This window comes from Salegentibacter sp. BDJ18 (assembly GCF_017579965.1).
GTDB lineage: Bacteria > Bacteroidota > Bacteroidia > Flavobacteriales > Flavobacteriaceae > Salegentibacter.
Genome location: NZ_JAFLQX010000021.1, coordinates 37,503 through 54,316, shown reverse-complemented (window position 1 = coordinate 54,316; position 16,814 = coordinate 37,503). Strand labels below are relative to the sequence as shown.

The 16,814-nt window shown below is 37.3% G+C and carries 17 protein-coding genes; 7 read left to right on the top strand and 10 right to left on the bottom strand.

Annotated elements, in window-relative coordinates:
• Nucleotides 1–83: 83 nt before the first annotated feature.
• On the top strand, nt 84–302 hold the full coding sequence (locus J0871_RS11830) for a hypothetical protein (protein ID WP_075326865.1): 219 nt from the start codon (nt 84–86) through the stop codon (nt 300–302).
• Between the two features lie 3 nt (nt 303–305).
• Here the strand turns inward: J0871_RS11830 and J0871_RS11825 are convergent, their stop codons facing one another.
• Nucleotides 306–1,100 carry a UDP-2,3-diacylglucosamine diphosphatase gene (locus tag J0871_RS11825; RefSeq protein WP_208225495.1) on the bottom strand — a complete coding sequence of 265 codons (795 nt, stop codon included), beginning with the start codon at nt 1,098–1,100 and terminating at the stop codon, nt 306–308.
• A gap of 177 nt (nt 1,101–1,277) precedes the next feature.
• Between J0871_RS11825 and aroC the strand changes: the two genes are divergently transcribed.
• Both aroC and J0871_RS11815 read left to right on the top strand, forming a co-directional pair.
• The gene (aroC, locus tag J0871_RS11820; RefSeq protein ID WP_208225493.1) at nt 1,278–2,342 is read left to right on the top strand and encodes a chorismate synthase; all 1,065 of its coding nucleotides are present in this window, start codon (nt 1,278–1,280) and stop codon (nt 2,340–2,342) included.
• 28 nt (nt 2,343–2,370) lie between these two features.
• The gene (locus J0871_RS11815; protein WP_208225485.1) at nt 2,371–3,717 is read left to right on the top strand and encodes a dicarboxylate/amino acid:cation symporter; all 1,347 of its coding nucleotides are present in this window, start codon (nt 2,371–2,373) and stop codon (nt 3,715–3,717) included.
• On the opposite strand, the gene J0871_RS11810 is transcribed toward J0871_RS11815, so the two are convergent.
• Together J0871_RS11810 and J0871_RS11805 are read right to left on the bottom strand one after the other, a co-directional pair.
• Nucleotides 3,714–4,127, bottom strand: coding sequence for a thiol-disulfide oxidoreductase DCC family protein (locus J0871_RS11810; RefSeq protein WP_208225483.1), 414 nt, complete (start codon nt 4,125–4,127; stop codon nt 3,714–3,716). The genes J0871_RS11815 and J0871_RS11810 overlap by 4 nt on opposite strands.
• A gap of 1 nt (nt 4,128) precedes the next feature.
• Complete coding sequence (locus tag J0871_RS11805; protein ID WP_208225481.1) at nt 4,129–6,315, bottom strand: DNA mismatch repair protein MutS; 2,187 nt, start codon at nt 6,313–6,315, stop codon at nt 4,129–4,131.
• A 47-nt stretch (nt 6,316–6,362) separates the two neighbouring features.
• Here J0871_RS11805 and J0871_RS11800 point away from each other — a divergent pair, with 47 nt between their 5' ends.
• Complete coding sequence (locus tag J0871_RS11800; RefSeq protein WP_208225479.1) at nt 6,363–7,028, top strand: uracil-DNA glycosylase; 666 nt, start codon at nt 6,363–6,365, stop codon at nt 7,026–7,028.
• A 2-nt stretch (nt 7,029–7,030) separates the two neighbouring features.
• On the opposite strand, the gene J0871_RS11795 is transcribed toward J0871_RS11800, so the two are convergent.
• The 7 genes from J0871_RS11795 to J0871_RS11765 all read right to left on the bottom strand — a co-directional run bounded on the left by J0871_RS11795 (nt 7,031) and on the right by J0871_RS11765 (nt 13,796).
• Nucleotides 7,031–7,606, bottom strand: a complete 576-nt coding sequence (locus J0871_RS11795; protein WP_208225477.1) for a hypothetical protein — start codon at nt 7,604–7,606, stop codon at nt 7,031–7,033.
• Nucleotides 7,607–7,646: 40 nt separating this feature from the next.
• Nucleotides 7,647–8,498, bottom strand: coding sequence for a substrate-binding domain-containing protein (locus J0871_RS11790; RefSeq protein ID WP_208225476.1), 852 nt, complete (start codon nt 8,496–8,498; stop codon nt 7,647–7,649).
• On the bottom strand, nt 8,495–10,549 hold the full coding sequence (ppk1, locus tag J0871_RS11785) for a polyphosphate kinase 1 (RefSeq protein WP_208225473.1): 2,055 nt from the start codon (nt 10,547–10,549) through the stop codon (nt 8,495–8,497). Before ppk1 ends, J0871_RS11790 begins: the two co-directional genes overlap by 4 nt.
• A 112-nt stretch (nt 10,550–10,661) precedes the next feature.
• Nucleotides 10,662–11,531, bottom strand: coding sequence for a nucleoside phosphorylase (locus tag J0871_RS11780; RefSeq protein WP_208225471.1), 870 nt, complete (start codon nt 11,529–11,531; stop codon nt 10,662–10,664).
• 1 nt (nt 11,532) lies between these two features.
• Nucleotides 11,533–12,465: a DUF1835 domain-containing protein gene (locus tag J0871_RS11775; protein ID WP_208225470.1), complete on the bottom strand. Its 933-nt coding sequence runs from the start codon at nt 12,463–12,465 to the stop codon at nt 11,533–11,535.
• A gap of 26 nt (nt 12,466–12,491) precedes the next feature.
• A complete protein-coding gene (locus J0871_RS11770) occupies nt 12,492–12,842 on the bottom strand; it encodes a translation initiation factor (protein ID WP_208225468.1) in 351 nt (116 codons plus the stop codon).
• Between the two features lie 3 nt (nt 12,843–12,845).
• Nucleotides 12,846–13,796 carry an isopenicillin N synthase family oxygenase gene (locus J0871_RS11765; protein ID WP_208225624.1) on the bottom strand — a complete coding sequence of 317 codons (951 nt, stop codon included), beginning with the start codon at nt 13,794–13,796 and terminating at the stop codon, nt 12,846–12,848.
• Nucleotides 13,797–13,924: 128 nt separating this feature from the next.
• On the opposite strand from J0871_RS11765, the gene J0871_RS11760 reads away from it, so the two are divergent.
• The 3 genes from J0871_RS11760 (at nt 13,925) to J0871_RS11750 (ending at nt 16,805) form a co-directional block, all read left to right on the top strand.
• Entirely contained in the window at nt 13,925–15,931 is a 2,007-nt protein-coding gene (locus J0871_RS11760; protein ID WP_208225466.1) for a dehydrogenase E1 component subunit alpha/beta, read from the top strand.
• Between the two features lie 140 nt (nt 15,932–16,071).
• Nucleotides 16,072–16,233: a DUF1328 domain-containing protein gene (locus J0871_RS11755; RefSeq protein WP_070055250.1), complete on the top strand. Its 162-nt coding sequence runs from the start codon at nt 16,072–16,074 to the stop codon at nt 16,231–16,233.
• Nucleotides 16,234–16,325: 92 nt separating this feature from the next.
• Entirely contained in the window at nt 16,326–16,805 is a 480-nt protein-coding gene (locus J0871_RS11750; protein WP_075326852.1) for a lipocalin family protein, read from the top strand.
• The last annotated feature ends 9 nt before the right edge of the window (nt 16,806–16,814 follow it).

The window sequence follows — 16,814 nt, the reverse complement described above, 5'->3', positions numbered from 1 at the left end:
CTGTAACTTATTAAGGAGACTGCTACTAACTGGAAACTTAAAATAAGTTTGATAAAAAATCCTTAACCAAAAAATGAAAAAAAATGGTTAGAGTATTTAAAACCAATATTACAGATACAGCCCTGGCAGAAGAATTTGTAGATTCTATTCACTTAAATTTCAGCAATTATATAGCTAATTTTGATTTAGAAGATTGTGATAATATCCTGAGAATTGAATCTTTTAATAATGAAATTTGCCGGGAAGCTATTATTAATCTAATTGCTGAAAAAGGTTTTTATGCTGAAGAATTGCCAGACTAATCTTTATTTTATTACGGTTATAGCTGCAAGCAGGCCTTTTTCAGGTTGTTTTTGAAGTTGATGGTAATAAGTGATGTTCCACTTTTTATCTTCATACTCCAGTGCGCTCAGGTTTTCTACCCAATCTCCAGAATTTAAATATAAACAGGTTCCTTTTTTATTGGTTTTTCTTATCATTTTGGGCTGGTGAATATGGCCACAAATCACATATTTATAGCCCCTTTCTATAGCAAGATCTGAAACGGTTTTTTCAAATGCCGAGATAAATTTCCCGGCATTTTTTACACTGTTTTTTATCTTTTTAGAAAACGAATATTTGTTTCTTCCCATTTTAACCAGTATTTGGTTGAGTAGACGATTAATGAGGATCAACACATCGTAACCCCAACCGCCCAGTTTAGCGATCCACTTCGCTTTGTGAATTCCAACATCAAATACATCCCCGTGAAAGAACCAGGCTTTTTTGCCATCCAGCTCTAGCACTAATTTATTGGTAATTGTTAAATCACCTAGTTGGGTATCGCTAAATTTTCTAAGGAATTCATCGTGGTTTCCGGTAATATAAATTACTTCGGTTCCAGTAGTACTAAGATCAATGATCTTTTTAATAACTTCAAGATGAGATTTTGGGAAATAACTTTTTCTAAACTGCCAAATATCAATAATATCTCCATTCAACACCAGTTTTTTGGGCTGAATACTCTCCAAATATTCCAGAAGTTCTTTAGTGTGAGCGCCAAATGTGCCTAAATGAATATCTGAAATAACAACTATTTCCGGCTTTCTCTTACTTGTCAAATGCTTGAATTTCTTTTCATTACAAATAACAGAAATCAGCAGAATTAAAACCTTTAATCTGCCTTATTGAATATTTATCAAATCATTAAATTCATTTCCATTTGTTAACGGAATATTAAATCAACTTACATTTTCAAATATTGACTGAAAAAATTACATTTGTTCAAAATCAATAAAATGGCAGGAAATTCCTTCGGAAAACTTTTTAAACTAACCACTTTTGGAGAATCCCACGGGCAGGCCATTGGAGGAATTATAGACGGTTGCCCGGCCGGAATAAAGTTGGATCTTGAAAAAATTCAAACCGAACTCAACCGTAGAAAACCCGGTCAATCATCGATTGTTACTCAACGAAAGGAACCTGATACCGTAGAGTTTTATTCAGGAATTTTTGAAGGAGAAACTACGGGAACTCCTATTGGGTTTGTAATTAAAAATGCCAACCAGAAATCCAAAGATTATTCGCATATAAAAGACACGTATCGTCCCAGCCACGCCGATTATACGTACGATGAAAAATATGGTGTGCGCGATTATCGCGGCGGCGGTAGGTCTTCTGCCCGTGAAACTGCCTGTAGGGTAGTAGCCGGTGCGGTCGCAAAACAATTTCTAAAGGATATTCAGTTTAATGCCTATACAGCTTCAGTTGGAAAAATTGAACTGGATAAAAATATCAAAGAACTTGACTTTAGTTTAATTGAAACCAATGCAGTACGTTGTCCTGATCCAGCTTCCGCAGGAAAAATGGAAGATTACATCAAGCAGATTAGAAAAGAAGGGGATACCGTGGGTGGAACCGTGCAATGTGTAATTAGAAATATGCCAAAAGGCCTTGGAGAACCGGTTTTTGATAAACTTCACGCCGAATTGGGTAAAGCTATGCTTTCTATAAATGCCGTAAAAGGTTTTGAATACGGTAGTGGTTTTGAAGGAACTAAAATGAAAGGTAGCGAACATAACGACCTTTTTAATGAAGACGGCTCCACTAAAACCAATTTAAGCGGTGGTATACAGGGTGGTATTTCTAACGGAATGGATATTTATTTTAATGTAGCTTTTAAACCTGTAGCTACAATTATGCAAAAACAGGAAACCATAAATAAACAGGGCGAAAATGTTGAAATGCAGGGAAAAGGAAGACACGACCCTTGTGTAGTACCTCGTGCTGTCCCAATAGTTGAGGCAATGGCCGCCCTAGTGATCGCCGATTATTTACTTCAGAATAAAAGTTCAAAAATTTAATTGATTTAAATCCTGAAATTTACTTAGCATGAAAAAACTTGCACTGCACTGGCAGATTTTACTTGGAATGGCTGCCGGGGTTATTTTTGCCTTAATTCTTACAAATTTTAGCTGGGGATCAGAATTTATTGCAGATTGGATAAAACCTTTTGGGAACATTTTTATCAATGCCTTGAAACTTATTGCAGTGCCTCTTATTTTGGCATCTTTGGTAAAAGGAATTTCCGACCTTAAAGATATTTCGAAGCTTTCAAAAATGGGAGCGAGAACCATAGTGATCTACATTTTCACTACTATTGTAGCGGTAAGTATAGGGCTTGGAATGGTTAACCTTATAAAACCTGGGAACGCAATTACCGCAGAAACCCAGCAAGATCTTATTGCAAGTTATGAGGGAGACGCATCCGGGATTAAAGCCAATGCCGATAAACAAAGGGAATCTGGGCCTTTACAGGCTTTAGAGGATATAGTTCCCGAAAATATTTTTGCTGCTGCTGGCGATAATGCCAATATGCTTCAGGTAATTTTCTTCGCTATTTTCTTTGGAATTGGGCTTATTCTTATTCCTGAAAAAACAGCAAAACCGGTAAAAGATTTCTTTGACGGATTCAATGAAGTGATCCTAAAAATGATAGATTTAATTATGCTTACGGCGCCATATGGTGTATTTGCACTTCTTGCCGCCCTGGTGGTAGAATCTCCCAGCACCGATCTTTTTGCAGCACTTGCCATGTACGGAGTAACCGTTCTAATTGGCCTTGCCTTAATGATAGGGTTTTATATTCTTTTGGTTTGGGTTGTAACTAAAAACAAACCTTCTTTCTTTGTAAACGGAATTGCTCCGGCACAATTACTGGCATTTTCAACAAGTTCCAGCGCTGCTACTTTACCCGTTACTATGGAGAGGGTAGAGGAACATATGGGCGTGAGCCGGGAAGTTTCCAGTTTTGTATTGCCAATTGGAGCCACTATTAATATGGATGGGACCAGTCTATACCAGGCCGTAGCGGCAGTTTTTATTGCCCAGGCCTTTGGAATGGACCTTAGTATTGGTGCCCAACTGGGAATTATCGCTACTGCTACTTTAGCCTCTATTGGTTCTGCTGCTGTGCCCGGTGCGGGAATGGTGATGCTCGTTATTGTACTGGCCCAGGCCGGTATTCCAGAAGCCGGTTTAGCTCTTATTTTTGCGGTAGACAGACCTTTAGATATGTGTAGAACTATGGTAAACGTTACCGGTGATGCCGCAGTTTCACTAATGGTTGCAAAATCTGTAGACAAGATGGGACCACCCAATGTAAAAGAATGGGATGATGATTACCACCCTGACAGTGATGTTGAAGAAACTGAACTGGAGAAAAAAGAGAAAGCTTAGTCCAGGAATTTAGATTTTAATTCTGGTGTAGGGATCATACAACTTTCTTTTTTACCGTACCATTTATAACGGTTGTTAGCCACAAAATTATAAATGCCATCCCGCAAACTTTCGGGAATAAATAGGAAGTTTTTCAGCAAAGAATAACCGCCGGAAAGTTCACGGGAAATTTCCAGTGCAGCGGTAGATTTTCGGTAATAAGCAACTCCCGGATCTATTAAAACAATAGAATCCAATTCTTCAGGATCCATACCGCGTTCTTCAACCAGTTTTCGACCTATTTCGCTTTGTAAAGAGGCAAATCGAAATACATCTTTTTTATCGTGTTCAATTATAAAAGTAACAGCGCTATTACAGAGGTTGCAAACGCCATCAAAAAGAACGATTTTTTTATCTTTTGGAATTTCCATATTATTTCTTTTTCATTGCCTGCACCAGTTCCAGTTTTTCCACATCAACCTGTGTGGTGAACATTCCGTAGTTTACGGTTGCTTTTCCTTTTTCAATTTTATCTAAAGTACCAACAGAACGGCTGTCTTCTAAACGCACCCTGTCTCCAATTTTGGGCGGAATCTTAGGCTTATTCGCTTCCTGGCGTTCTTTTTCGGTAGTTTTATCCTTTTCTTCTTTCTTCTTTTTTCTAATTACTTCCACCTTCTTTTTAACTTCCTGCTGAACTTTTTTCTCCTTTTCTTTCTGAATTTTTCGCTGCTTAGCCGATTCCTTTTTACGCTTGGAATTTTCCATTTCTACAAACTTCAGGAATTCGCCAATAAGCTCCTTTTTCTTTTTATTCTGAAAATATTTCTCACTCAACTCATTCACCTTTTGTCCCATATAAATGAGGCGCTGGTTGCTATCGTACAACTCCTGGTAGCTTTCCAGCTTTTGCTGAATCCTGGTATTGGTTTCCTCCAATTTGTCTTTTTCAAGAGCTGCCTTTTGTTCCTTAGTTTTTAGAGAATCGGTAGTTTTTTGAAGTTTAGAACGTTCTTGCTGAAGTTTCGCAATACTCCTGTCAAACCTAATTTTTCCTTTTTCGACTTTCTTTCTGGACCGATTAATAAGACTGTAAGGAATTCCATTTTTTTGAGCAACTTCAAAAGTAAATGAGCTCCCGGCTTCCCCAACCTGAAGCTTATAAATTGGTTCCAGGCTTTTAGAATCAAAAAGCATATTGGCATTGCTCATATTGGGCATTTCGTTGGCCAGCTTTTTTAAATTCGCATAATGCGTGGTTAAAATACCAAAAGATTCTTTTTCATAAAAAACTTCCAGAAAAGTTTCAGCTAAAGCACCGCCAAGTTCTGGATCACTTCCGGTTCCAAATTCATCGATAAGAAAAAGGGTTTTATCGTCACATTTCCGCAGAAAATAATTCATATTCTTGAGGCGGTAGCTATAGGTACTCAAGTGATTTTCTATTGATTGATTATCGCCAATATCAGTAAGAATTTTTTCAAACAAGCACATTCGGCTATACTCATGTACGGGAACTAAAATCCCACTTTGTAGCATTAACTGTAATAATCCTACGGTTTTTAAGGTAATACTTTTTCCGCCGGCATTTGGCCCGGAGATTACAATAATCCTGTTGTCTTTTGCCAGTTCAATACTTTGCGGATAGGTTTTATCGCCTTTTTTCTTATTGCTTAAATAGAGTAGTGGGTGATAAGCATCTTTAAGCTGCAGTTCGCGCTCTTTCGTAATTTTTGGCAGCAACCCATTGGTCATTTCGGCATATTTGGCTTTTGCCGCAATAACATCTATTTCACAAAGCAAATTCTGATAATCTATTAAAACTGGTTTAAACGGTCTTATTCTATTGGTAAGTTCCTTTAGAATCCGTTTAATTTCCTCTTTTTCTTCATACTCAAGATTGTTGAGCTCCCGAGTATATTGATAAGTCGCTTCCGGCTGAATATAAACAATACTTCCGGTTTTCGAGTTTCCTAAAATTCCGCCTTTAACCTTACGGCGATGCATTGCGGTAACGGCTAAAACCCTAACATTTTCTACCACACTTTCTCTAATTTCATCTAAATAACCGTAAGAATGATAAGTGGTAAGCGCTTTTGCGAAACTGGAGTTAATTTGACCTTTCACCTGGTTAATTGATCGCCTAATTTGTTGTAAATGCGGCGTAGCATCATCTTTTAACTCGCCAAATTTGTTGATCACCGCACCAATGCTATCTACAATTTCAGTAGTATATTCTACTTCAGAAGTGGTTTCAAACAAACTCGGGTAATACTCCTCGAATTTTCTAAAAAATTTGATGTGTGTATTTACAGTTTCTGAAAGGCTGGCGATTTTTCTGAAACTACCAATTTCAAGAATAGAATCTTCAATTTCCAGCGTGCGCAATTCATTTTTAATAGCATCAAAGCCGTGATTTGGAATTCGGCTTTCCCGGGTTTTTGAACTTACATACTCATTGGTTTGATGAAGTCCGAAGAGTGTCTTTTTTCCGGTTTTATATGGCTGAAGTTTTAAAGCTTTTTCTTTTCCCGGTCCTGTAATGCATAAATCTGAAATTTGCTGGCAAACAACAGGGAATTCGAGGTCTATAAGGCTTTTTGGTGCAATTTTAATCATAAATAAATTTCCCTACTTTTGAGGTTCTGCAAATTTACTTAATTAAAATGAAGGTAGATATACACCCCAGCTGGAAAAAAGAACTGGCCGAAGAATTTGAAAAAGATTATTTTAGAAGCCTGACAGAATTTGTAAAAACCGAATATACCGAACATACCTGTTTTCCAAAAGGGAAAGATATTTTCTCGGCTTTTGAACACGCCACTTTTCCAAATACCAAAGTGGTGATTTTAGGCCAGGATCCATACCACGGGCCGGGACAGGCTAATGGGCTCTGTTTTTCAGTTATCGATGGAATTCAATCACCACCATCGCTTCAAAATATTTTTAGGGAGATTAAAGATGATTTGGGTAAACCGGTACCAGATTCCGGAAATTTAGAACGCTGGGCAGATCAGGGTGTCTTATTGCTGAATGCTACATTAACGGTTAGAGCGCACCAGGCAGGTTCGCACCAGAAGAAAGGCTGGGAAAAATTTACCGATAGGGTAATAGAAATAATTTCTAAGGAAAAAGAAAATGTGGTTTTCTTACTCTGGGGCGGTTATGCAAAAAAGAAAGGAGCCAAAATTGACTCCTCTAAACATCTTGTATTAACCAGTGGGCATCCATCTCCTTTAAGCGCAAACCGTGGTTACTGGTTTGGTAATAAGCATTTCAGCAAAGCAAATGCTTATCTAAAAGAAAACGGGAAACAACCAATAGACTGGTAAGCTTAAAATCTAAATCCAAGATTTACGTTAAACTGGCCCACGATAGTTGGAGAGTTTTCGCTAAGTAGATTTCTACCAATTCCTGCCCCGAGGTCTAAAAAGAATCCTCCCGTAGAAACGAATTTGCCCCCAACGCCAAAGCCAAGTGCGAAATCTGTGTAATTTTCATATTCGTAATAACCATAACCATCTGGTCCCACTACATAATTATCGTCATATTCTCCACTGGAAAGCATTCCGAAACCGTGAACGTAGAAACCACGAGCATAACGGTCGCCAAAGAAATATTTGTATTTCCCGGTTAGCGAAAAATCTTTATAAAATGCATCGTCTATATTCTCGTTGTCGCGATCTAAAGCTCTTAAAAAACCTTCAATTGCCCAACTGGAATTCTTGTCGATAATGCGTTCGTATGTGAGATCTAAAGCGCCAAAGGCAACGAGGTTATGCGCACCAATACTTAATTCATTTTGAGTAATATCCCTTTTATCGGGTTCGGTAGTTTGGGTATTTTGCGAGTCTTGCGCGAAAGTAACTGATGAAATAAGTACTAAAAATAGTAGTAATGGTTTTTTCATTAAAGTAAAATTGATGAGTTATGATTGATGATTAATTGGGCTACAAATTATGAATAAATTCGGATGATCGCTGTTTTTTTGAAATTAAGTTTAGTTCCAATAATTTCTCCTGCACTTTTTCTACCTCAGCTTCAGCTATTTGCTCTGCACTCCAATGTGTAATATCAAGCCATTTTTCAATATCTTCAAGGCGCTGATCGTATCTTTCGGCTAATTTTTCGGCGATTTTTGGTAGTTTTTTAAAGCGTTGAGTCTCCCTGTTTAAAATTTCCAACATTGTTTTAAGGCGTTCCGGTTCATTTTTTAAACTCTCATTTCTGGCAGCAATCACAAAACATGGCCAGGGCGTAGGGCAATCTGCAAGTCTTCTAAAGGTATGGTTATCTACCAAAGGTTTGGTGGTAAAATGCTCCCACATAAAATATTGGGCTTTATCTTCTTTTAGCGCTTCTACAGCTCCATCCAGGTCTTTTACTATTTCAAACTGTAATTCTTCAGTATTCCATTCGTGGTTTTGTGCATTAACATAGGCCATAAGATGTGAACCGCTACCTTTTCTGCTAATTGCCGCTTTCGTGTGTTTAAGTTCTTCAATCGATTTATACTTAGAACCCGCCGCTACGTGAATTCCCCAAACCAAAGGAGAACCTATGTAAGTTTGAATAATCTTACTTTCATTTCCAGAAATTATATCTTTTAAAATTCCTTCAGTTAAAATTACTGCTACATCAATTTCTCCAGATCGTAAGGCTTTGTTCATAGCACCGGTTCCACCTGGAAAATCTTTCCAAATAACATTAATGCCACGCGTTTCAAATAATTTTTCTTCTATACATAAATGCCACGGAAGGTTAAAATGTTCGGGGACTCCACCTACTTTTATAGTTTTCATTTGCTATGTTTTTCTTTTAAATAATTATAGATTTCGTATTGCGATCTCACGGGCTGCTCACCGTTTGCTCTCTTAACATACTCATTTTTCTCATCAGCATCCTGAATTCTCGCTTTTACATTATCTTTTAGCTGAATTTCAAGGATTTCTCTGAATTCCTGTGCTACATCTTTATCCAGAATAGGGGAGAGCACTTCTATTCGGCGGGAAAGGTTACGCGTCATCCAGTCGGCACTGCCGTAATAGATCTTTTCATCTCCACCGTTTTCAAAAATATAGATGCGCCCATGTTCTAAATACCTATCTACAATACTGGTAATATAAATATTTTCACTTAAACCTTTAACTCCGGGAATTAGGCAGGTAAAACCGCGAACCAGCAGTCTTATTTCTACACCGGCATTACTGGCTTTATAAAGCAACTCGATTATTTCGGGATCTTCAAGGCTGTTCATTTTAGCGGTGATCTTTGCCTTTTTTCCTTCCCTTGCGTAATCAATTTCGTTGTAGATAAGTTTAATAAATTCCTGTCGTGTAGAAAATGGAGAGATCAATAAGTTTTTTTCCCGCGGAATAATTAATTCTCCTTCAAGAACTTTAAACAAACGCGATAATTCTTTAGCAATTTGTTTATTTGAAGTGAAAATAGCGTGATCGCAATATATTTCTGAAGTTTCACTATTAAAATTCCCGGTACCTATATAGGAATAGTTCACTAAATCATCGCCTTCCATACGCTGTACCAGCATTATTTTGGAATGTACTTTAATCTTAGGATAGGAGTAAATTACATTGGCGCCTTTTTCCTCAAATTTTCGGCCCCAAATTATATTATTTTCTTCATCAAACCTGGCTTTGGCTTCTACAAATACCGTAACCTGTTTTCCGTTTTCCAGAGCCTTTAAAAGTAAACTTGTTAATCTTGATTCATCTGCAACCCGGTATAAAGAAATCTTTATTGCGGTTACATCTTTATCGTCCACTGCCTGCTCCAGGAAATTCTCTACATAAGCAAAAGACATATAAGGGAAATGTACTGCCTGGTCTTTTTCTGAAATTGTTTCAAAATAATTTTTTGATCCCGAGAGTACTTTATGCTCTATTGCAGGAAGTTTTTTATAATGAAGATCTGGATTATTTGTAGGATCGGGGAAGGAAAAGAAATCATTAAAATTGTGATATTTCCCCCCGGGCATCATATCAATTTTTCCAAGCTTCAGCAGTTTTCTAATTCTTTTATGAAGAAAATTTGGCATTTCAGCATCATATAGTAAACGGGTCGGTTGACCATCGGTTCTTTGGGCGAGTGAATCGTAGATCTTTTCAGCCAAAACTCCTTCATAAATATCTTCAATATAAAGCTCGGCATCACGGGAAAGTTTTATTTCATACACGCCCTCAATCTTATGATCTTTAAAAATTGAACTTACCTGACTTCTAATAATTTCATCTAAATAGGTTATGGAATTATCTTCGCCATCGCCTTCAAGATTAACAAATCTTCCGCAGGCATCCACAGGAATATTTACGATCCCAAGTTTTTCTTTATCGGTAAAACTCACCACAAAATATAATTCGGCGTTTTGAAGAAAAAGTTCATTTTCTTCCTCAAGATCAATAACCTCGGGCTTAATATGCGATTTTACCTTTTGCTGAAAATAGTTGGATGCAAATTCATTCTGGGCTGTATTAAAATGCTCGGCATCTATAAGAAGAATATCGTTTTTAGCAAGCTCAGGCAAAATTTGTTTTTGGTAAATCTCACCAAATTTGTGCTGTTGCCGTTTTACTTCCTCCAGGATTTCCTTGGTAGTTTTAGTAGGTTTTAAGGCGAGTTTTTTACGAATGCTTTTCTCCACACGTTTCATTTGGCGAAGCTGCGCAACCCTTACCCTAAAGTATTCATCTAAATTAGAAGAGAAAATAGCTAAAAAACGAATCCGCTCGTAAAGCGGATTGAGTTTATCTTCTGCCTCCTGTAAGACTCTAGCGTTAAAGCTCAGCCAGTTAAGGTCGCGATGCCTTAATGGAATTTCTTGTGGTTCCTGCATTATTGATTAGTGGTTTGACCAAAAATACAAATAAGGGCAGAGGTTTGCTTTTAATTTTCTGTTAAATGCGCAGGCAGAAAGATTTTAAGACTCCTATAATTTTATAATAAGATTACTTTGTCAATTGCTCTAAACTGTATTGAATAAGCTCATCTACGGTTTTTTTAGGATCTTTTGAAAAAGTTCCCGCGGCTCTGTTGGCAATTATTGCATTCATAGAAATCGCATTATGCCCAAGTAATTTAGACAAGCCATAAATTGCCGATGTTTCCATTTCAAGATTCGTGATTTTCTTATTGTTGAATGAAAATGAAGCTAGTTTATCGTTCATTTTATCATCCTGAAGCGCTAAGCGTAAAATCCTTCCCTGCGGGCCATAAAATCCAATATTTGTAGCGGTAACACCTTTATGTACACGAGAAGACTCCATACGGGATATTAGGTTTTCACTCCCATCTACTACGTAGGGTGCGGCTTTCTTTTTAAACCAGTCTAAGTGTTTACTAAAAGCATCAGCAAATTCTGAATTTTGAATATGCTCGCTTTCGTAGAAGTGTAAAAGTCCGTCAAAGCCAATTGCGCTTTCGCTACTTAAAAAGGAATCTACCGGAACTTCCTTTTGAATAGAGCCCGAAGTTCCAATTCTTATAATATCTAAACTCGTAATTTCTTTTTTAAGCTCCCTGGTTTCAAAATCTATATTTACAAGCGCATCAAGTTCGTTAAGTACAATATCAATATTATCGGGGCCAATTCCCGTAGAAATCACACTGATGCGTTTTCCTTTATAATAACCTGTTTGAGTATAAAATTCCCGTTTCTTTAATTTAAATTCAACTTTATCAAAATGCCTGGTAATTCTCTCAACCCGATTAGGATCACCTACTAAAATCACAGTCTTAGCGAGATGTTGTGGTAATAAATTTAAATGGTAAACGCTACCATCACTGTTTTGTATAAATTCCGAAGCTTCTATTGGCATATTATAATTTTAAAACTTTATGGGAGTCGGCATCATAGAGAAAATCAAAAACTCTTGCACCTCCCAAACATTCTTCATTTTTAAGTTCCTGGTAAAAATTTTTCTTCTGGTTTAAGGCATCCTCACCTTTTGAGGTTAACACCACGCGATTATCTTCCAGCGTATAGAAAATAGATAGTTTACTGAGTACCCTTTCCATTTGAGAATCGCTATAACCATAATAGCCCTGGTACTGCAGGGCGTAACCCAACAATTGGTTAAATGAAGTTATTTGCTGATTTTCTACCAGTTTAAGTACATTTCTCTCCAGCGAATTAATGCCGGTTTTACTATTGGGAAAACGTTCTATATGCGCCCTAATGCAACTGGAAAGATATTCAAAATTTGAAGTCTTTTTTATTTGTTTCTTGAGTTTCATAGGGTCGTTGCTGCAATACAGCTCCCAAACCAAATTAGCAATCTCCAGGTCTTCTTCTTCTAACTGAATTTTTTTATTAAAATGATTTAATAAATGTTTTTGCGGAAGCCTGGAAAGCGGTAGAAATTCATCTTCTCCTTTTTGGCGTTTACTACATACCAGGTAAAAAGGAACTTTTGGTTGGTGTTCCCTGTAAAAACTTATGGCCGCCAGCATATTTATATGGCAAAAAAGATCAAATTCAAACCAGAGTACCACGTGGTCGTAATCTTTAGCTTTTTTTAGTTTTTTAAGCTGGGATACAAAACGCTCTTTATATTCTTCAGAAGAAATATTGTAGGCTTCTTTTAAAAATTTCTCTCTTTTCCTAATGAATTTCAAAGAACCAACTTCTTTAACACACGGCCCTTCGCAAAGCAATTCCCGCCAAACAATAATTTGCCCGGGTAGATCCAGTTCTTCAACCTGTTCGGTTAAGCTATCACCATTAACAATATGCAGGGCTTTTTTTTCCATTGGGAGAATTTAAAGGTTGGTGGAAATTAACCGCCAACCCGTTTTACATTATAGCCATCTTTTCTAAGCAGTTCCATAATCTTTTCCCTGTCGTCACCCTGGATAATAATCTCACCATCTTTAGCCGAACCGCCAACTCCACATTTTTTCTTTAGCTTCTTTCCAAGAATTACTAAATCGTCATTGGTTCCTTCAAAGCCTTTAATTATAGTTACGGTTTTTCCACCGCGCCCTTTACTGCTAAAATGCGCTTCCAGTTGCTGATCTGCTGGTGCTAAGGTTTCTTCGGTTTCTTCGTGCTCGTTTCCTTCAAAATCATCATTTGTAGAAAAAACAAAACCGCCTAAATCTTCTAGTCCGAGTTTCTTCTTCACCATAACTTACTTTTTTAGGAGTCCAATTTCTACCAGACGCTGGTGTAAAAAATCGCCGGCAGTAATATCTTCATATTGTTTTGGATTCTCTTCATCTATACATTCTTCCAGGCAATCTAAGCGCATCTCACTCCTGGGGTGCATAAAGAAAGGAATTGAATATCTTGGTTTATCCCACTGCTCCTTTGGTGGGTTAATTACGCGATGAATTGTAGAGCGTAATTTATTATTGGTATGTCTCTCTAACATATCTCCCACATTAATTACCAATTCATCTTCCTGGGGTACCGCATCTATCCACTCGCCATCTTTTCGCAATACCTGTAAACCTCCTGTAGAGGCTCCCATAAGTAAAGTGATAAGATTTATATCTCCATGAGCGCCGGCTCTAACCGCACCTTTAGGCTCTTCGGTAATAGGAGGGTAGTGGATTGGTCTTAAAATACTATTTCCGTTGCTGGCCCAGTGATCAAAATAATGTTCTTCCAAACCAATGTATAAAGCTAATGCCCGTAATACATAAATACCGGTTTTTTCCAGCATTCGGTAAGCTTCCATGCCTACCTTATTAAAATCTTTAAGTTCAGAAACCTGTACATTTTCTGGGTATTCTTCAGTAAGATTTGCATCTTCAGCCGGTTCCTGCCCAAAATGCCAGAACTCTTTAAGATCACCTTCTTTTTTACCTTTTGCGTGCTCTTTTCCGAAGGAAATATAGCCCCGCTGACCGGCAAGACCTTCAATTTCATATTTTTTCTTCACTTCTAAAGGAAGGGCAAAAAAACTTTTTACTTCTTTATATAGATTTTCTTCCAGCTCATTATCAAGAAAATGATTTTTTAAAGCTACAAAACCAATCTCCTCGTAAGCTTTGCCAATCTCTTCAACAAATTTTTGTTTTCTGTTTGGATCTTCTGAAAGAAAATCGGCAAGATCTACGCTGGGAATATTATTCATCGCCATAATATGCTTAGTTTTTTGAGAATTTAACACACAAAGTTAAAGAAAAATACGGGAGCTAACGAGGCTTTTTAAATTTCTTAGCATTTATAATTTTGGTTACATTTGGTAAACAAATACACACTATGCAACCAAACTCTTCCCAGCCACCTGCCATTAAATTTAAGAAAGAAAACCTTTCTTCAGCACAATTGTTAGACTTATATGCAGCGCTTTTAAAACCGCGTTTAATTGAAGAGAAAATGCTCATTTTGCTGAGACAGGGTAAGATATCTAAATGGTTTAGCGGCATAGGCCAGGAAGCAATTTCTATAGGGGTAACCAAATCCCTTAATGCCGATGAGTATATTTTACCAATGCATAGAAATTTGGGAGTTTTTACTTCTCGTAACGTGCCATTAAACCGACTTTTCTCGCAATGGCAGGGGAAACAAAACGGATTTACAAAAGGACGGGATAGAAGTTTTCACTTTGGAACCCAGGAATATAAAATCGTGGGAATGATCTCTCATTTAGGACCTCAGCTTGGAGTAGCCGACGGAATTGCTTTAGCCCATAAACTCAAAGATGAAAATAAAGTAACCGCGGTTTTTACCGGGGAAGGTGGCACCAGTGAAGGCGATTTTCACGAAGCGCTAAATATTGCATCAGTTTGGGATTTACCGGTTTTGTTTTGCATAGAAAACAATGGCTACGGACTTTCAACTCCAACAAATGAACAATATAGATGTAAAGATCTTGCCGACCGTGCCCAGGGCTACGGAATGGAATCTCATATTATTGACGGAAATAATATAATTGAAGTTTACTCTAAAGTTTCTGAGGTTGCTGAAAGTATTAGACAAAATCCCCGACCGGTTTTACTGGAGTTCAAAACTTTTAGAATGCGGGGCCACGAGGAAGCCAGTGGAACAAAATACGTTCCAGAAGATTTAATGAATTTCTGGCAGCAAAAAGATCCTGTAGAGAATTTTAAACGTTTTCTGATGGAAGAAAATATACTTTCTGAAGAGCAGGATGTGCACTTTAAAAATGAAATTAAAGCTGAAATTGATGAAAATTTAAAAGCAGCTAATGAAGAACCGGTTTCAGAATACATTGAAACTAATGAATTAAATGATGTTTACCAAGAGTTTGTATATCAAGAGGTTAAAACAAGTTCAGAAACTGAAACTATAAGATTTATTGACGCTATTTCTCAAGCGGTAAAACAATCTATGCAAAGACATAATTCCCTGGTGTTAATGGGACAGGATATTGCAGAATACGGTGGAGTTTTTAAAATTACCGAAGGATTACTGGAAGAATTTGGTAAAGAAAGAGTGCGAAACACCCCAATTTGTGAGTCGGCTATTGTGGGAACCGCAATGGGACTTTCTATAAATGGAATGAAGGCTATGGTAGAAATGCAGTTTGGAGATTTTGTGAGTTCCGGTTTTAATCCTATTGTAAATTACCTGGCTAAAAGCAATTACCGCTGGAATCAAAATGCCGATGTGGTTATAAGAATGCCTTGTGGGGCCGGGGTAGGAGCAGGACCTTTTCATAGTCAAACTAATGAAGCCTGGTTTACCAAGATTCCAGGCTTAAAAGTTGTTTACCCTGCGTTTCCATATGATGCAAAAGGCTTGCTTAATACAGCTTTTAACGATCCAAATCCTGTGTTGTTCTTTGAACACAAGGCGTTATACCGCAGTATTCGGCAGGAAGTTCCCGTAGATTATTACACCTTGCCATTTGGAAAAGCTTCAATATTAAAAGAAGGGGAAAAGCTTACAATTGTCACTTATGGTGCAGCCGTTCACTGGGCTCTAGATACCTTAGAGGGAGCAGAATTAGAAAAAATAGAATTAATAGATCTTCGTAGCCTGCAACCTCTAGATAAAGAGACCATAATTAATTCGGTTAAAAAAACCGGAAAAGTACTTGTACTTACCGAAGACTCGCTTTTTGGAAGTTTAGCCTCAGAAATTTCAGCAATTATTTCAGAAGAATGTTTTGAATTTTTAGACGCACCGGTAATGCGACTTGGCAGTGGGGAAACTCCAATTCCGTTTGCCGCCGCACTGGAAGAAGGATATCTTCCGAAGAAAAAATTGAAGGAAAAATTACAGCTATTAATAGACTATTAATAGACTATTAATAATAAGAAGCCCAAATATTTCATATTTTAAGATTCCTTAACAGTTCTGCTGTTAAAGTATTAATAATCTTTTGTCTCCGTTCTACACCTACCGTAATTTAGATTACAACTAATCAAAAATCTTTTATTATGATACGTTTAATCGTTATTTTCTTAATCATTGCTTTGGTAGCTGCTATTTTCGGCTTTGGTGGAATCGCCGAAGGTTTTGCAGACATTGCTAAAATAATCTTTTACATTTTCCTGGTACTATTAGTAATTTCTTTAGTGAGCAGATTATTTAGAAGATAAAAACAAATAAATAAAGAATAAAATCCAATGTATTGCGCCAGGTACCAATCGGCAAGCATTGGATTTTTATGTATAACCCAAACAACTAACTAATGAAAAAAATATTTATACTTGGCTTTGTAGCGGTACTACTTGCCGCTTGCGGACCCAGCAAAACCGCCAAAGAAGCCAGAAAAACCTTTAATGGAAACTGGACGCTTACCAGTGTAACTTATCCAAACAGTTCTGGTGAGTTTGATGTTACCCTACTAAATGATGCCAATGCATCCTGTTTTGAAAATAGTACGTGGAATTTTGTCTCTAATAATAACAGGGGCGCATATACTGTACAGGGACCTAATTGCAGTGCAGGGCAGCGGTATTTCGTTTGGTCAATAGATGAAGAAAATACTCCGGAAGGAATTTTCGATTTTCTATTGAAACCAACCGATGAAGATTATAACTCTACAACGGGAAATCAAGGTTTCCGAATGAATTTAAGATCACTTTCTGAAACACAAATGGTATGGGAACAATCTGTAATGCTTGAAGGTTCTCCATTTGTGATAAGAATGAATTTTTCTAAACTTTAATTAAATTAA

What these genes read in the sequence shown, in the direction of transcription:
- J0871_RS11830 (WP_075326865.1), top strand. Translation starts at nt 84, where the DNA reads ATGGTTAGAGTATTTAAAACCAATATTACAGATACAGCCCTGGCAGAA.
- aroC (WP_208225493.1), top strand. Translation starts at nt 1,278, where the DNA reads ATGGCAGGAAATTCCTTCGGAAAACTTTTTAAACTAACCACTTTTGGA.
- J0871_RS11815 (WP_208225485.1), top strand. Translation starts at nt 2,371, where the DNA reads ATGAAAAAACTTGCACTGCACTGGCAGATTTTACTTGGAATGGCTGCC.
- J0871_RS11810 (WP_208225483.1), bottom strand. Translation starts at nt 4,127, where the DNA reads ATGGAAATTCCAAAAGATAAAAAAATCGTTCTTTTTGATGGCGTTTGC.
- J0871_RS11805 (WP_208225481.1), bottom strand. Translation starts at nt 6,315, where the DNA reads ATGATTAAAATTGCACCAAAAAGCCTTATAGACCTCGAATTCCCTGTT.
- J0871_RS11800 (WP_208225479.1), top strand. Translation starts at nt 6,363, where the DNA reads ATGAAGGTAGATATACACCCCAGCTGGAAAAAAGAACTGGCCGAAGAA.
- J0871_RS11795 (WP_208225477.1), bottom strand. Translation starts at nt 7,606, where the DNA reads ATGAAAAAACCATTACTACTATTTTTAGTACTTATTTCATCAGTTACT.
- J0871_RS11790 (WP_208225476.1), bottom strand. Translation starts at nt 8,498, where the DNA reads ATGAAAACTATAAAAGTAGGTGGAGTCCCCGAACATTTTAACCTTCCG.
- ppk1 (WP_208225473.1), bottom strand. Translation starts at nt 10,549, where the DNA reads ATGCAGGAACCACAAGAAATTCCATTAAGGCATCGCGACCTTAACTGG.
- J0871_RS11780 (WP_208225471.1), bottom strand. Translation starts at nt 11,531, where the DNA reads ATGCCAATAGAAGCTTCGGAATTTATACAAAACAGTGATGGTAGCGTT.
- J0871_RS11775 (WP_208225470.1), bottom strand. Translation starts at nt 12,465, where the DNA reads ATGGAAAAAAAAGCCCTGCATATTGTTAATGGTGATAGCTTAACCGAA.
- J0871_RS11770 (WP_208225468.1), bottom strand. Translation starts at nt 12,842, where the DNA reads ATGGTGAAGAAGAAACTCGGACTAGAAGATTTAGGCGGTTTTGTTTTT.
- J0871_RS11765 (WP_208225624.1), bottom strand. Translation starts at nt 13,796, where the DNA reads ATGAATAATATTCCCAGCGTAGATCTTGCCGATTTTCTTTCAGAAGAT.
- J0871_RS11760 (WP_208225466.1), top strand. Translation starts at nt 13,925, where the DNA reads ATGCAACCAAACTCTTCCCAGCCACCTGCCATTAAATTTAAGAAAGAA.
- J0871_RS11755 (WP_070055250.1), top strand. Translation starts at nt 16,072, where the DNA reads ATGATACGTTTAATCGTTATTTTCTTAATCATTGCTTTGGTAGCTGCT.
- J0871_RS11750 (WP_075326852.1), top strand. Translation starts at nt 16,326, where the DNA reads ATGAAAAAAATATTTATACTTGGCTTTGTAGCGGTACTACTTGCCGCT.